The organism is Streptomyces sp. NBC_01750, from assembly GCF_035918095.1.
In the GTDB taxonomy this organism is placed as follows: domain Bacteria; phylum Actinomycetota; class Actinomycetes; order Streptomycetales; family Streptomycetaceae; genus Streptomyces.
The window spans coordinates 6,038,646-6,052,189 of the sequence record NZ_CP109137.1 but is presented as its reverse complement, the minus strand read 5'-3'; the positions used below and the strand labels follow the sequence as shown (position 1 = coordinate 6,052,189).

Sequence of the window (13,544 nt, the reverse complement as noted above, 5' to 3'; positions counted from 1 at the left end):
GAGGGGCCGGCGGTCCGGCGCGCGCCGCTGCCGAGCGCGGCGGACGGGCGCGGCGTACGGGCGCGGCGTACGGGCGCGGCGGACGGGCGCGGCGTACAGGTGCGGACCGGCGCGGCTACTGCTGGTCGAAGCGCTCGCGGCGCGATGGGGAGGGGGTATCGGGAGGGCCACCCTGTCCGGGCTCGCCCGCGCGGTCCTCGTTGTCCTTGGATAGCGGCTCGGGATACCGGCGCGGCATCACGGGCGACAGCACCAAGCGGCGGTCCGTGGCTGCCTACGCACGCGAGTGATCACGGGAGATCCCATCACCGAGGTCACTGACTCCCCCCGCGGCTGGAGGGGTGGACGACTCGCGCTGCATTCAGATGAGCCAGACGGATTGCACGCACTGGCTCTCCGAGCAGCGCGGCACCGCGAAACCGGGCCGCGGACATGCAGTCCCCGGCGGTCCTTGTCGATGCCGAGAGTCTCAGTCGTCGCTGCTGGCTCCCTCACCGACAGAATCTGCCGGGGGCCTGGCCAGAGCCGGGACAAGAGTCGCTCTGACCTTTGGACGTCTCCACAGACCGCGTGGCTCTTTCCGGTTGTCCGGTGTATTTGTTAGTCTCCTCCGTATTTCGAACTAGTCAAGGCGTTTGTCAGAATTTCTTGGGCCATGCCCGTCCCAGCCCCGTACGTAGGCTGGAAGCAAGCCTCGTCGCGCTCGCAATGAGCCCGACGGAAGGTGCCGCCAATGACCGCACCGGCAATTCCCCCCGGGCCGGCTGCCACGACCCGGGCACCCGAGACCGTCACGGCCGACCCGTACAGCGCCCGGTCGGCCGCGACCGTCACACACCCGTGGGTGCCTTCCTCGTACGCGACGACATCGGCGTACGCGACCACATCGGCGTGCCTCGGACGACACGCCGGCGCACAGCGTCCGGGTGATCGTCGTACGAGCGCCTCAAGAACAGCGAGCACGGCAGGGTGACGGAACATGAGCGAGATCGAGATCATGACCACGGCATCGCTCGGTGACACCAGCTATCTCCTCGTCAGCGGCGACGAGGCCGCGCTGGTCGACCCGCAGCGGGACAGCTGGGGACTGATGGAGTCCTGTACGTCCAGGGGGGTGCGGATCCATTACGTCCTGGAGACGCATGTGCACAACGACTACGTCTCGGGTGCGCTGGAGGTCCGCGCGGCGACCGGCGCCACCGTGGCCGGCCCGGCCCGCGCGCCGTATGCCTTCGATCATCTGCCGCTGGCGGAGGACGACGAGATCGTGGTCGGCGACGTGACCGTGCGGGCGATGGAGACGCCCGGGCACACGGCAGAGCACACGTCGTACCTCGTTCTCGACGACACCCGACGGTCGCCGACGGCCGTCTTCACCGGAGGCAGTCTGCTCGTCGGCGGCGCGGGCCGTACGGACCTGTCCGGTGACGACCGCACGGAGGAGCTGGCCAGGGCGCAGTTCCGTTCGCTGAGGCGGCTTTCGCTCCTGCCGGACGCCACCCGGGTGCTGCCGACGCACGGAGCGGGCAGTTCCTGCGCGGCCGGGCCGGTGTCGGGGGACAGGACGACCACCATGGGCGCCGAGCGGCGTACCAACCCCACGCTGACCGTTCAGGACGAGGAGAAGTTCGTCAGCCAACGGCTGTATGGCCTACCGCCGTATCCCGCCTACTACCACTACATGGCACCACTCAACCGGTCCGGACCGGAGGTACTCGGCGGCCGTCCCACGCTCCGGCCGCTCACGCCGAGCGTGGTGGAGGGCCTGGTCGGGGGCGGCGCGCAGATCGTCGACGGCCGCGACCGCAGAACCTTCGCCGCGGGCCATCTGCCCGGATCGCTCTGCGACGAGCTGGACGACCGCTACGCGAGCCTGGTCGGCGAGATCGTGCCGTTCGGCACCCGCCTGGCGCTGGTGCTGCCGGAGCCTGCCGAGGAGGCGGCCGACGAGGCGGTGATCCAGCTGCTGCGGATCGGATACGAGAACGTCGCGGGCTATCTGGCGGGTGGTGTCGACGCCTGGCGGGCAGCCGGCCGCCCGCTGCGTTCCTTCCGTACCGCCGACGTGCTCGAACTGGCCGGGCACGTCGCCGAACGGCGGGTGCTCGACGTACGGCCGGAGCACCCCGAGGGCGGAATCCCGGGCACGATCGCCGTGCCGCTCGCCGAACTGCCCAGGCGGCTCGGCGAGATGCCCAGGCGGCTCGGCGAGATGCCCAGGGACCGCGAGATCTGGACTATATGCGGGAGCGGACGCCGGGCGACCATCGCCGCGAGCCTGCTCGACCGGGCCGGGATCCCCGTGACGGCGGTGGTCAGCGGTGGCGTGGGGGACCTGGCGGCACACGCATCAGAACAGGCACGAGAACGGGCATGACAACAGGCACGAGAACACGCCTCAGCGCGCCATACGCATGAGAAGAGGAGAAGATCATGGGCCGCAACGGTTACGCCCACCCCGAGACACTGGTGGACACCGAGTGGCTGGCCGCCCGCCTCGACGACGGAACGGTGCGCGTCATCGACGTGGACGAGGACACCACCGCGTACGAAAAGGGCCACATCCCAGGCTCCGTCGGCTGGAACTGGACCAAGGACCTGCACACCGCCGTGGGCCGGGACTACCTGGACGTGGACGCGCTCGGGCAGCTGCTGGCCGCGGCCGGCGTGGAGGACGACACCACCGTGGTGCTGTACGGGGGCAACAACAACTGGTTCGCGGCGTACGCCTACTGGATCCTGCGGCTGCGCGGCTTCAACAAGGTGAAGCTGCTCGACGGTGGCCGGAAGAAGTGGGAGCTGGAAGGCCGCGGGATGAGCCAGGAGGTCGTGAACCGTCGGCGCACCGGCTTCACGGTGACGGGACAGGAGAACCCGCAGTTCCGCGCGCTGCGCGGTGAAGTGCTGGAGAGTCCGGGGTCCGCCGCTCGCATGGTCGACGTACGGTCCCCGCAGGAGTACCGGGGCGAGCAGCTGGCGCCCCCGCACCTGCCGCAGGAGCAGGCGCAGGTGCCCGGCCACATCCCCGGCGCGGCCAACATCCCCTGGGCGCAGGCGGCCAACGATGACGGGACCTTCAAATCGGCCGACGAACTGAAGGAACTCTATGCCCGGAAGGGCATCACGCCGGATCACGAGATCATCGCCTACTGCCGTATCGGAGAACGCTCCTCGCACACCTGGTTCGCGCTCCACGAGCTGCTCGGCTACCCGGACGTCAAGAACTACGACGGGTCCTGGACGGAATACGGCTCGCTCGTGCGCGCTCCTGTCGAGATGGGGTGACGCAGGAGATCAAGGCCCTGATCGACCTCGTCGACAAGGTGTGTTCCGGTAGTACTTGACCGGACTGCCGAGCCCGGAGTTCGCCCTCGCGGGGCCAACTCCCCTGACTCCAGGGGCCGATACCCACATGTGATCGTTCCATGTATACGCGCGACACGTTGATCGTTATCATCCGGTTGATCTTGGACGGCTCACGTAGCCGCCATGGTCAAGCAGTGGATGAAACGAAGAAGTGGAGCGCAGGAGTGAAGAAGCGGATCATAGGGACGCTCGCCGCGGCAGCATGCACCGTCCTCGTGGCAACCCCCGCCCAGGCCGAGCCCAATTGGCCGTCCTGGCCCGGCGAGGTCAGGACCAGCGACGGGATGGGATACGGCTACTTCGCGTACGACGGCGACTACATCGGCGCCAACGACTTCAAGTTCGACGGGGCGAGCACGGTTACCCGCTGGGAGACCGACTACGGCCGCTCGGGCGAGTGCAAGGACACGAACGGCGCCCAGAACGGCGTGACGGCCTGCAACTACGACATGGCCGAGAGCGGCTATGTCCGCATCAAGGTGTGCCACCGGGACTACAGCAACGACATCGGCTGGATCAACTGTTCCTCGTGGAGCCAGTGGCTCTCGATCCGTGACGGTGTTCCGCGCTAGCAGCGCCGCACGCCGGTAGTGCTGCGCCGCGAGGCTGCCCATGAGTGTCGGGCAGCCTCGCAGGCTGCGGCAGTCGCGGGCTCCTGGCCGGTCCGGGCCGCTCCTGAGGCGCGGTGGGCGAGCGTGGGCGACCATGGAGAGGCGGGGCAGCGGCAAGACGCGGAGCGACGCTCCAGGCCCCTGCCGAGCCTTGTCGGGAGGCCCTATGGATTACCCGGAAAGGTACGAGCTGATATTTCAGGCGTCCGCCGTGGAGGACGACGTCGTGATCGTCCGGCGCACCGAGAGAGCGGGAGCGGGCGGATATCCGATCTACGAGGACGAGACGGGGATCGTGCGCGCCGAGATCAGCGACCGAGGTGAGGTACGGATGGTGGCCAGTGGAGGACATCAAGCGCCCGGAACTCCGACGGCGCGGCCACTCGACTGACACGGCCACTCGACTGACACGGTCGGTCGGTTGACGGCACGGCCGCCCGGCTGACCGAGTGGTCGTCGACTGGCGCGGTCGCTCAGGGCGCGGCCGTCGACGGCACGGTCACGACTCGTTCGACGGGTCCGCCGGCCGCCGGCCGTAAGACCACTCCGGTCACGCCCGCCGACCCTGCCCACGCGGGCGGTCCGGCGGGCGCCGGACGGTGCAGGCCCCCTCTGGAGGTGAGCTCATGAACCCGCGCAAGGTGCCGGCCCGGTGGGCGGAACCACTGCAGCCCCCACCCGGCTACTTCGGAGCGGAAGAGAGCACGCCCGACGAGACGCGGCGGCGCCTCATCCTCGACTGGGCGGTGAATCAGCGGATCGCCAGCGGATGGCGTGTCGAATCCCGCTCGGAGACGCAGGCGGTCATGGTCCGTGGCGAGCCGGTGAACCATGTGCTGCACGCCATCCTCAGCCTCGTCACCTGTTTCCTGTGGGTCGTTGTGTGGGCCGTGCTCACCGTGGTGAACAGGGTCGAGCGGGTCGCACTCACGGTCGATGCGCAAGGCCACGTCGTCGCTGTGCACGCTCCGGGGTCCTGAGCCGTCCGGCACTCCATGTCACCTCGCCGGTGCCGTCCTCGCCGGTGCCGTCCTTGCCGAGGCCGGCGGCGCCGAGAAGGCCAGGCGGCGGTGAACGCGGCGGAGCATCAGACGGGACATGACCGGGTGGAAGCGACGGATCACCGCGAAGTAGAGCCTGCCGCGCCGGTTGTGGGTCTTCACCACCGTGGTGAGCGTGACCTTGTCGTCGGCGATCAGGACCGAGGCGCGGAAGTCCAGGTGGCTCGCGTCCTCGCCCAGCAGGAGCTCGTTCGAGGCCGTCGCCCGGACCGCAAAGGGGAGAACGCCGCGCCAGGCCTCGGGATCGCGGGGCATGCCCGGGGCCAGGGAAAGCTGCCATGCGTCGGTGAAGTCCGGGGCGGCAAAAGCCTGATGGGCAAGTTCGGCCTCACGCGGCACATCCGTCGCGGTCGGACGGTCCCAGATCATGCGGTGCATCAGACGTGCCCACCGGGACCAGCGGTACGGGCGGGGCAGGCCGGCCGGGGACGCGGCGCGCTCGATGTTGTCGATGAGCTCCTCGACCATCGTGTCGTGCAGCGGGCGGATCACCAGGGTCCAGAGCAGCGATGACCTGAGTCCCTGCTCCTGTTCGAGCACGTGCCGCACACGGCAGCGGTCCGCGTCCAGCGGTTCTACGGCGAGGGCGTGGAAGCCGTTGGACGGCGGCGCGAAGTCGAATCGGACGCTACGGCCCCGGTCGTACGCGCTCACCGAGTAGCGGACGAAGCCGTGGCCACCGTTCGCGCCGACGGCGAGCGGGCCGTCGAAGCGTATCGGCGGCCAGACGGGGCTCGGGCTGAGCGGGTCGTCCTGGGAGGAGACGCGGTCGAGCAGGGCGCCGACCACCCCCGGCGAGGCCTGAATTACGCGTTCATGGACGTTCCGGACCGAGCGCATCCCGCACCTCCGTACGGTGGCGTATGTTTCACCATACGGTAGCGTATGGACATGGCACAGGCAGAGCGGGCACGGCAGCCGGGACCGGGACGCAAGAGACTCTCGGCGCGCGACTGGGCCGACGCGGCGCTCGCCGCCATCAGTGAGCGCGGGCTCGCGGCCGTCGCGGTGGAGCCGCTGGCCGCCCGGCTGGGGACGACCAAGGGCAGCTTCTACTGGCACTTCACCAACCGCGAAGCGCTGATCGGAGCCGCGCTCGGCCGGTGGGAGGAGATCTGCACCGAGGAGATCATCACCGCCATGGAGTCCGAACCGGACCCCGAGAAGCGGCTGCGTAGCCTCTTCGCCAGGGTCACCGCCTCGGCCGCCGAGGATCCCCTCGAGGTCTCCCTGCTCGCCACCGCCGCTCATCCCCAAGTCGCGCTTGTACTGCGGCGAGTGACGGAGCGCCGGGTCGGCTACGTGGCGCGCCTCTTCGAGGAACTGGGTTTCCCGCCGGACCAGGCCCGGCAGCGCGGGCTGCTCGCGTACACCAGCTATCTCGGACACACCCAGCTGAGCCACGCCGTACCACAGGCCCTCCCCGTGGGGGCCGAGCGCGGCGACTATCTGGAGTCCGTCATCGACAACCTGCTGCGTCGCGCATAAGTCCGGCCGCGGCCCACTCGGCCCGCGGCCGGACCGGGATCAGGCCGTGGCGCGCTTCTTCGCGGTGGCCTTCTTGGCCGTGGACTTCTTCGCCGTGGACTTCTCCGCCGCCGACCCGGCCGTCGTGGACCTGGCCGTCGTCGACTTGGTGGCCGTCGACTTGGTGGCCGCGGACTTGGTGGCGGACGTCTTCTTCGCCGTGGATTTGGCGGTCGTCGACCTGGTGGCTGTGGACTTGCCGGCCGTGGACTTGTCGGCACCGGACGCCGTCTTCTTCGGCGCCGTCTTCTTCGGCGCCGTCTTCTTCGCCGCCGCCGTGGACTTCTTCGTGTCGGCACCCCCCGGCTTCGGCGCGGCCGCCGCCCGCTTGCGCCCCTTGATCGGAGTAACCTCGGCGACCTCCCGGCCCTCCTCGCCCCGCGCCTCCTTCGCCACACGCACGCTGTTCTCCAACGCGGCCATCAGGTCGATGACCTTGCCGCCGCCGGGCTCCGCGGGCACCTCCTCGGGCACCACACCGCCCTCCGCCTTCGCCGCGATCATGGCCTCGACCGCCGCCCGGTAGTCGTCGTGCAGCGAGTCCAGGTCGACCTCGCCGAGAGTGTCCATCAGCGCGTCGGCCAGGTCGAGTTCGGCCTCCCGGACGGTCACCTGCGCGTCCGGCGCGACATCCTCGGTGCTGCGGATCTCGTCCGGCCAGAGAAGGCCGTGCATGGCGATCACATCGTCGACGACGCGCAGCACTCCCAGGCGCTCCCGGCCGCGCAGCGCGAATTTGGCGACTGCGACCTTCTCGCTCCGCTTGAGTGCCTCGCGCAGAAGTATGTACGGCTTGACGGCCGGGACACCGTTGGCGGACAGGTAGTAGGCGGCGTCCATCTGGAGCGGGTCGATCGACGACGCCGGCACGAAGGCGACGATCTCGATCGTCTTCGCCGTGGGCAGCGGTAGCGAGGCCAGGTCCTCGTCGGTGATCGGGATGAGGGTTCCGTCCGCGGCCTCGTACGCCTTGCCGATCTCGGCGGCGGTCACTTCCTTCTCCTCCAGTTCGCAGACCTTGCGGTAGCGGATCCGGCCGCCGTCGGCGGTGTGGATCTGGCGAAACGAGATGGAGTGGTTCTCGGTGGCGTTGACCAGCTTGATGGGGATGCTGACCAGGCCGAAGGAGATCGCGCCGTTCCATATGGATCGCACGTTTCATCCCTTTCATCCGAAATAGAGGGATTCATGGGATTCTCATCGTATGACGCCGATCACGGAAGTGGAGGGGCGACGCCTGGCGCTCAGCAACCTGGGAAAAGTCATTTACCCCGCCACCGGAACCACCAAGGGCGAGATCCTGCACTACTACGCCAGCACGGCGGACGCGATCCTCCCGCATCTCGCCAACCGTCCGGTGTCCTTCCTCCGCTACCCGGACGGGCCGGACGGGCAGCTGTTCTTCACCAAGAACCCGCCTCCCGGTACGCCGTCCTGGGTGCGCACCACCGCCGTACCCCGCTCGGAGGACAAGAACGCGCGGCAGGTCGTCATCCAGGACCTGCCGTCACTGATGTGGGCCGCGAACCTCGTCGTGGAGTTCCATACGCCCCAGTGGCAGGCGGACGAGCCGGCGGTCGCCGACCGTATGGTCTTCGACCTCGACCCGGGCGCGCCCGCGACGATCGCCGAGTGCTGCGCGGTGGCACTGTGGCTGCGCGAGCGACTGGCGGCGGACGGCCTGCACTCGTACGCCAAGACCTCGGGTTCCAAGGGGCTGCACGTCCTCGTGCCGGTGACGCACACACCTTCCGAGGAGGTTTCCGCGTACGCGAAGAGCCTGGCCGTCGAGGGCGAGGCCGCACTTCCGGGGCTGATCCTGCACCGGATGGCCCGCTCCCTGCGGCCCGGGAAGGTCTTCGTCGACCACAGCCAGAACGCCGCCGCGAAAACCACCGCGGCGCCCTACACACTGCGCGCCCGCGTCGAGCCGACCGTCTCCGCGCCGGTGACCTGGGAAGAGGTCGAGGAACAGCAGAACCTCGCGTTCCGGATCGGCGACATCGCGCCACGGCTGGCGCGGTACGGAGATCTGCTCGGCCCGCTCGTCGATCCCGAGCAGGCCAGGCCGCTGCCATGAGCGGCGCGCCGACGCCCCCGCTGAAGGTGGCGCTCGCCGAATCGGTGAGCGTACTGCCGCGCGGCCACGGCCTGGCGTACGAGCCCAAGTTCGACGGCCACCGGATGGTGATCTTCCGGACCGGCGGGAAGGTGGTGCTCCAGGCCCGGTCGGGCCGGATCATCACCTCCGCCTTCCCCGATCTCGAGGATGCGGCACGGCAGCTGCCGGACGGCACGGTTCTGGACGGCGAGGTGGTGGTGTGGACGGAGGGCCGTACGGACTTCGCCGCCGTACAGAAGCGGGCGACCGCCACAGCCAAGCGCGCGCCCACTCTCGCGCGCCGGCTGCCCGCCTCCTACGCGGCCTTCGATCTGCTCGCCGAAGGCGGCGAGGATCTGCGGCGGCTGGCGTACGAGAAACGGCGCGCGCGGCTGGTCGCGCTGCTCGCCCCGCTCGGTCCGCCGCTGCAGGCCGTGCCGATGACCCTGGACGCCGAGGAGGCGGCCACCTGGTTCGAGACCCTGCCCGCGATCGGCGTCGAGGGGCTGGTGGTCAAGCGCCTCGACCAGACCTACCGGAGCGGCACGCGTGCGTGGCTGAAGGTTCGGCACACATACGCGCGCGACGCGGCGGTCATCGGCTTCACCGGCCCTCCGGCGCGGCCGTCCGCGCTGGTGCTGGCCGTGGCGGACGACCCCGTCCCGGTGGTGTCGAGTCCGCTCGCTCCGGCACTGCGCGCCCAGGCGGCGGCCGCGCTGGAGGGGCGGGTGACCGGCGGGACCGGAACGGCGACGGCGACCGGCGTGGGCGAGGTCGCGTACCGGACCGTCGGGCCCGGAGTGACGGCCGAGGTGGAACAAGGGACGACGCGGCACACAGTCACCACGGTGCTGCGGCTGCGGCTCCCCCAGGATCGGGATCGGGATCGGGATCGGGATCCGAGCCAGGGTCAGCAAGAGAATTAATCAAGTTTGACTAGTTGGCGACCTGGGGATACCTTCCTCGAGTAGTCAAACGTGAAGAGGAGACGGCGTGACCTTTCTGCCCGATACCGGATACACCGCTACCCCCGCAGAACTGGCGAGTATCGAGGCGTGGTTCGCCGCGTACGACGCGCACAGCGCCAAGCGCGAGATCGAGCGCATGGCGGACCTGGCCGTCTTCCCGCTCAACCTGGTCAGCGACGACTCGGCGGGAGATGGCGCCTCCGCGCAGTGGGACCGGCAGCAGTTCATCGAGACGATGAGCCAGGTGATGGGTGACGGCAGCGACGACATCACCTTCGAGTCGACGCGTACACCCGTCTTCCTCTCCCCCGCGATGGCCGTCGTCTTCACGGACTCCACCATGACCGCGGCCGGACAGACGCAGCAGCTGCGGTACGCCGACATTCTGATCAGGCGGGACGGGAAGTGGGCGTTCCAGACCATGCTCCAGAGCGGCTGGGGCGACAACCTCCGCTGACCACCGGCCGCTGACCACCGCCGGCAGCCGACGGCCGACGGTGGGCGGCCGTCGGCTGCTGATGCGACGCGGCGTCAGGCGCGCAGCCAGGTGCGACGGTCGCGCGCCGTCGCGTACAGCGCCTCGATGTCCGCGGGCTTCAGTACGCCGCCGAGCCTGGTCAGCGCGGGCACCTCGTCGTCCCGCAGAATCCTTACGTCCGGCGGCGCGGGCATGACGTCGAGCCGCGCAGCCGCGACCACGGCGAGCACCGGGCGCACCGCGGCCGTCAGCGCGAGCGCGGCACGCTCGGCCCGGCGGCGGGCCAGCCGGAGCCGGGGAACCGGTTCGCCACGGCCGACCCGGACCATGGGGTCGGCGATCCGCACCCGCAGCCGCCGGGCCTGGAGCGTGTGCACGGCCAGCACCCCGGCGGGCCCGATGGCCAGATGGTCGATGTGCTCGGTGCCGGGCAGCGGAACCGAGTGCAGGATCCGCCAGCCCGCGGCCTCCAGCCGGTCGAGCTCGCCGCCCAGCAGCTGGTGCGCGGCGAGTTCCGCGCGGCGCGGATCCTGGCGGAAACGGTGCCCGGCGGGGAGTTGGTCCAGTTCGGCCTGCAGCGCCTCGCCGGGGCGGTTGGGGGCCAGATCGTCGTCGGGGCGCAGAAACAGCCTGGCAAGGTCGGCGGAGGTGGGGACGGGCGGCGGACCGACGGTGACATCGTCGGTGAGATACGGGGCGAGGGCTGCCAGCACATCGGCGCGGTGGCGGTCGGAGACCAGGCTCACCCGGCCGCTGTCCCGGTCGTACCAGGCCACGCTCCGGCCGTTCGGCAGGCTGACGTACAACCGGTCCCGGCCCTGCTCGCGTGCCGGTGTGACGCGCAGTCCCGTCATGCCATCACCCCCCGACCATGGGAACAGCCCACAGCCTTCGGGGCAATAACCCCGCGATGTCCGGGCAGTGGTGCACACTCTCCCCAAGCGCACAGTTCTTGGGAGGGGGCAAGCGTGTTCGGGGGGATCGACGAGGTCGAGTGGGCCGCACTGGGGCATGCTTACGGCCCGGCGGACGATGTGCCGGAAATGCTGCGCGGACTGGCTTCCGCGGACCCGGCGGAGCGCGAGACGGCGCTCGACGGGATGTACGGGGCGGTGCACCACCAGGGCGATGTGTACGACTCGACGCTCGCCTGTATCCCGTTCCTTCTGGAGCTCGTGACGAATCCGGCGGTCCAGGACCGGGGCGGCATCGTAGAGCTGCTGACCAGCATCGGCGGCATCGATCTGGACGGCGACGACGAACTCGACCCGGACGACGAGGAGTTCGAGTACGCCGCGAACTACGCGATGGCCGCGTCGGCCGTGACCGCAGGCGCGGACGCCTTCCTCGGACTGGTCGACGCCGACGACCGCGGGGTGCGGCTCGCCGCGCCGCTCGCGCTCGCCACGCTGCACGACGATCCGGAGCTGGTGCTCGGTCTGCTGCGCGACCGGCTGGGCGTGGAGCCGGACGCGGAGGTGCGGTTCGCCTGCGTCGAAGCCGCGGGCCGGATAGCCCTGCGGCACGAGTATCTGGTGCCCGAGGTGGTGGAGTGGCTCTCCGGCCTGACCCGGGTGTCGTACGGCCCGGGGCTGCGGCTTGCCGCGCTCGCGCAGCTTGCCCGCTGCGCGCCGGGGGAGCTGCCGTCCGATGTCGTACCGAGCGTGGCAGGCCTGCTGCGCGAGCTGCGCGCCGAGCCGGTGGTGACGGCTCAGGCCGCCGAACGACCGTCGACGCCGACACTCATCGGGCAGCTGCGCGAGCGCCACGAGGCGGATACGGCCGGCCGCCACGCCCCCTGGACCGCGGATCTGCTCCGTACGCTGCACTCCGGTCTCGGCGATCGTGTCGAGGACCGGACAGCCCTGCTGACCGATCAGCTGTGCAGCCCCGACTGGGGGCAGCGGATCGACGCCGTGCGGATGAGCAGCGGACTGCTGCGGACCTGGCGCGGTGCGTACGAGGAGCTGGTCGGCCTGATCGGGGAGCAACTCGCCGACCCGGAGCCACGGCTGGCCGAGGCGGCCGCCGACGCGCTGGAGGAGTTGTTCTCGCTCGCCGGGCCCGCCACTGACGCGCTTGCGGACCGGGTCGCCGCGGACCCCGCGGCCTGGGTGCGGGAGTGGGCGGGCGGACCGCCGTCGCTCGGCAGCGCGGTCAAGGCGCTGGCACGGGCGGGCGACCGGCGTGCGGTGCCGGTGCTCGCGCGGGCGCTGGAGCTGCCCGAGGCGCCGCACGATCTGGGGTACGCGCTCGACCATCTGGGGGCGGCGGCCGCACCGCTCGCACCCGTGCTGCGCCGCAGCCTCGGCGAGATGGAGCTGGACGACCGGCTCCACGACCGGGCGGGACCGCTGCTGTACGGACTGACCGCGCTGCGGGCCGCCGACGCGGTGCCCGAGGTGCTGCGCATCCTGCGGGGCGCGCCGGAGTACCGCAAGGAGTGGCTGACCGAGTCGGTGCTGCGGGCGCTCACCGCGTTCGGGCCGGCGGCGGGCGAAGCCGTGCCGGATCTGCGCGCGATGCTGGGCTGCGGCGGCTGCTCGGCGGCCCTTGCGGCGCGGACCGCAGGCGCGCTCTGGGCGATCGAGGGTGACGCGGGGGCCGTACTGCCGGTGCTGCGAGCGGCACTGTCGGAGGCGGACTCCGCGGCCCGGCGTTCGGCGGCGACGGTGCTCGGCACGCTGGGCGCGGCGGGCGCGGAGGCCGCTCCGGCGCTGGGTGAACTGCTGGGGGCGGCGGAGCCATGGACCCGGGTGGACGCGGCGATCGCGCTGTGGCGCGTGACGCGAAACCCGGAGCGCCCTTGGCCGGTGCTCCTGGCGGCCTGGGAGGGGCAGGCGAACACCCGCGTGCCGACGGCCGAATGTCTGGCGGAGCTGACGGCCGACGGGGTGGAGGGCGCCGAGCGAATACTTCGCCGCGAGCTGGGATCCGTACGACGTCATAACGCGATCGACGGCGGATACAGCAGCCATGACATCTTTACGGACGAGAAGCTGCTGGCCCTGTGCCGGCAGGCACTTACCAGGGAGGGACCAACAGCATGATCATCTTTGGCACTCGGGGATACCTCTACCAGCTGGCGATACTGACGCTGGTATGCGGACACTGCGGCAATCCCTCCGCGCACACGCTCAGGAAGCGCGTCACGAAATTCACGCTGTTCTTCGTGCCACTGTTCCCGTTCTCCACGAAGTACGCGACTCAGTGCACGTTTTGCGGCGCGGAGGCGAGCGTGAGCAAGGAGAGTGCGGAGCAGCTGCAGATCCAGGGCGCGGGCGCGCAGGGCGGTCAGGCGTACGGACAGCCGTCGCAGCAGCAGCCCGGACAGCAGCCGTACCAGCACTGACGGCGGGCCGGAAGGCAGGCGGGGCCGGGGCGGACCGGGGGCGGCGGCATCATCTTCTTCACCGATCCGGTGGAGCGGAG

14 protein-coding genes are annotated in these 13,544 nt (G+C 70.4%); 11 read left to right on the top strand and 3 right to left on the bottom strand.

All coding sequences use genetic code 11. The features are described from left to right. Positions 1-979: 979 nt before the first annotated feature. The 5 genes from OG966_RS27625 to OG966_RS27605 all read left to right on the top strand — a co-directional run bounded on the left by OG966_RS27625 (position 980) and on the right by OG966_RS27605 (position 4,957). On the top strand, positions 980-2,377 hold the full coding sequence (locus OG966_RS27625; protein ID WP_326652584.1) for an MBL fold metallo-hydrolase: 1,398 nt from the start codon (positions 980-982) through the stop codon (positions 2,375-2,377). Positions 2,378-2,433: 56 nt separating this feature from the next. Continuing rightward, positions 2,434-3,285 (top strand): sulfurtransferase, encoded by an 852-nt coding sequence (locus tag OG966_RS27620; RefSeq protein WP_326652583.1) that lies wholly within the window; start codon positions 2,434-2,436, stop codon positions 3,283-3,285. Positions 3,286-3,500: 215 nt separating this feature from the next. Next, entirely contained in the window at positions 3,501-3,938 is a 438-nt protein-coding gene (locus tag OG966_RS27615) for a hypothetical protein (RefSeq protein ID WP_326652582.1), read from the top strand. Between the two features lie 205 nt (positions 3,939-4,143). Next, complete coding sequence (locus OG966_RS27610; RefSeq protein ID WP_326652580.1) at positions 4,144-4,368, top strand: DUF6296 family protein; 225 nt, start codon at positions 4,144-4,146, stop codon at positions 4,366-4,368. Between the two features lie 235 nt (positions 4,369-4,603). Next, positions 4,604-4,957, top strand: coding sequence for a hypothetical protein (locus tag OG966_RS27605; protein ID WP_326652579.1), 354 nt, complete (start codon positions 4,604-4,606; stop codon positions 4,955-4,957). 18 nt (positions 4,958-4,975) lie between these two features. On the opposite strand, the gene OG966_RS27600 is transcribed toward OG966_RS27605, so the two are convergent. Continuing rightward, positions 4,976-5,878, bottom strand: coding sequence for a DUF2867 domain-containing protein (locus OG966_RS27600; protein ID WP_326652578.1), 903 nt, complete (start codon positions 5,876-5,878; stop codon positions 4,976-4,978). Between the two features lie 45 nt (positions 5,879-5,923). On the opposite strand from OG966_RS27600, the gene OG966_RS27595 reads away from it, so the two are divergent. Beyond that, positions 5,924-6,526: a TetR/AcrR family transcriptional regulator gene (locus OG966_RS27595; protein WP_326652576.1), complete on the top strand. Its 603-nt coding sequence runs from the start codon at positions 5,924-5,926 to the stop codon at positions 6,524-6,526. Between the two features lie 39 nt (positions 6,527-6,565). On the opposite strand, the gene ku is transcribed toward OG966_RS27595, so the two are convergent. Further along, positions 6,566-7,720 carry a non-homologous end joining protein Ku gene (ku, locus tag OG966_RS27590; RefSeq protein ID WP_326652575.1) on the bottom strand — a complete coding sequence of 385 codons (1,155 nt, stop codon included), beginning with the start codon at positions 7,718-7,720 and terminating at the stop codon, positions 6,566-6,568. 49 nt (positions 7,721-7,769) lie between these two features. Here ku and ligD point away from each other — a divergent pair, with 49 nt between their 5' ends. The 3 genes from ligD (at position 7,770) to OG966_RS27575 (ending at position 10,091) form a co-directional block, all read left to right on the top strand. Next, a complete protein-coding gene (gene ligD, locus OG966_RS27585; RefSeq protein WP_326652574.1) occupies positions 7,770-8,645 on the top strand; it encodes a non-homologous end-joining DNA ligase in 876 nt (291 codons plus the stop codon). After that, positions 8,642-9,592 (top strand): ATP-dependent DNA ligase, encoded by a 951-nt coding sequence (locus OG966_RS27580; RefSeq protein WP_326652573.1) that lies wholly within the window; start codon positions 8,642-8,644, stop codon positions 9,590-9,592. The genes ligD and OG966_RS27580 overlap by 4 nt, the downstream gene beginning before the upstream one ends. A 67-nt stretch (positions 9,593-9,659) precedes the next feature. Further along, positions 9,660-10,091, top strand: coding sequence for a DUF4440 domain-containing protein (locus tag OG966_RS27575; RefSeq protein WP_326652572.1), 432 nt, complete (start codon positions 9,660-9,662; stop codon positions 10,089-10,091). Positions 10,092-10,165: 74 nt separating this feature from the next. Here the strand turns inward: OG966_RS27575 and OG966_RS27570 are convergent, their stop codons facing one another. Next, a complete protein-coding gene (locus tag OG966_RS27570) occupies positions 10,166-10,966 on the bottom strand; it encodes a nuclease-related domain-containing protein (RefSeq protein WP_326652571.1) in 801 nt (266 codons plus the stop codon). A 114-nt stretch (positions 10,967-11,080) separates the two neighbouring features. Between OG966_RS27570 and OG966_RS27565 the strand changes: the two genes are divergently transcribed. After that, on the top strand, positions 11,081-13,162 hold the full coding sequence (locus OG966_RS27565) for a PBS lyase (protein ID WP_326652570.1): 2,082 nt from the start codon (positions 11,081-11,083) through the stop codon (positions 13,160-13,162). Then, positions 13,159-13,464 (top strand): zinc-ribbon domain-containing protein, encoded by a 306-nt coding sequence (locus tag OG966_RS27560; protein ID WP_326652569.1) that lies wholly within the window; start codon positions 13,159-13,161, stop codon positions 13,462-13,464. Before OG966_RS27565 ends, OG966_RS27560 begins: the two co-directional genes overlap by 4 nt. Positions 13,465-13,544: the final 80 nt, after the last annotated feature.

What these genes read in the sequence shown, in the direction of transcription:
- OG966_RS27610 (WP_326652580.1), top strand. Translation starts at nt 4,144, where the DNA reads ATGGATTACCCGGAAAGGTACGAGCTGATATTTCAGGCGTCCGCCGTG.
- OG966_RS27625 (WP_326652584.1), top strand. Translation starts at nt 980, where the DNA reads ATGAGCGAGATCGAGATCATGACCACGGCATCGCTCGGTGACACCAGC.
- OG966_RS27570 (WP_326652571.1), bottom strand. Translation starts at nt 10,966, where the DNA reads ATGACGGGACTGCGCGTCACACCGGCACGCGAGCAGGGCCGGGACCGG.
- OG966_RS27560 (WP_326652569.1), top strand. Translation starts at nt 13,159, where the DNA reads ATGATCATCTTTGGCACTCGGGGATACCTCTACCAGCTGGCGATACTG.
- OG966_RS27580 (WP_326652573.1), top strand. Translation starts at nt 8,642, where the DNA reads ATGAGCGGCGCGCCGACGCCCCCGCTGAAGGTGGCGCTCGCCGAATCG.
- OG966_RS27595 (WP_326652576.1), top strand. Translation starts at nt 5,924, where the DNA reads ATGGACATGGCACAGGCAGAGCGGGCACGGCAGCCGGGACCGGGACGC.
- OG966_RS27620 (WP_326652583.1), top strand. Translation starts at nt 2,434, where the DNA reads ATGGGCCGCAACGGTTACGCCCACCCCGAGACACTGGTGGACACCGAG.
- OG966_RS27605 (WP_326652579.1), top strand. Translation starts at nt 4,604, where the DNA reads ATGAACCCGCGCAAGGTGCCGGCCCGGTGGGCGGAACCACTGCAGCCC.
- OG966_RS27600 (WP_326652578.1), bottom strand. Translation starts at nt 5,878, where the DNA reads ATGCGCTCGGTCCGGAACGTCCATGAACGCGTAATTCAGGCCTCGCCG.
- ligD (WP_326652574.1), top strand. Translation starts at nt 7,770, where the DNA reads ATGACGCCGATCACGGAAGTGGAGGGGCGACGCCTGGCGCTCAGCAAC.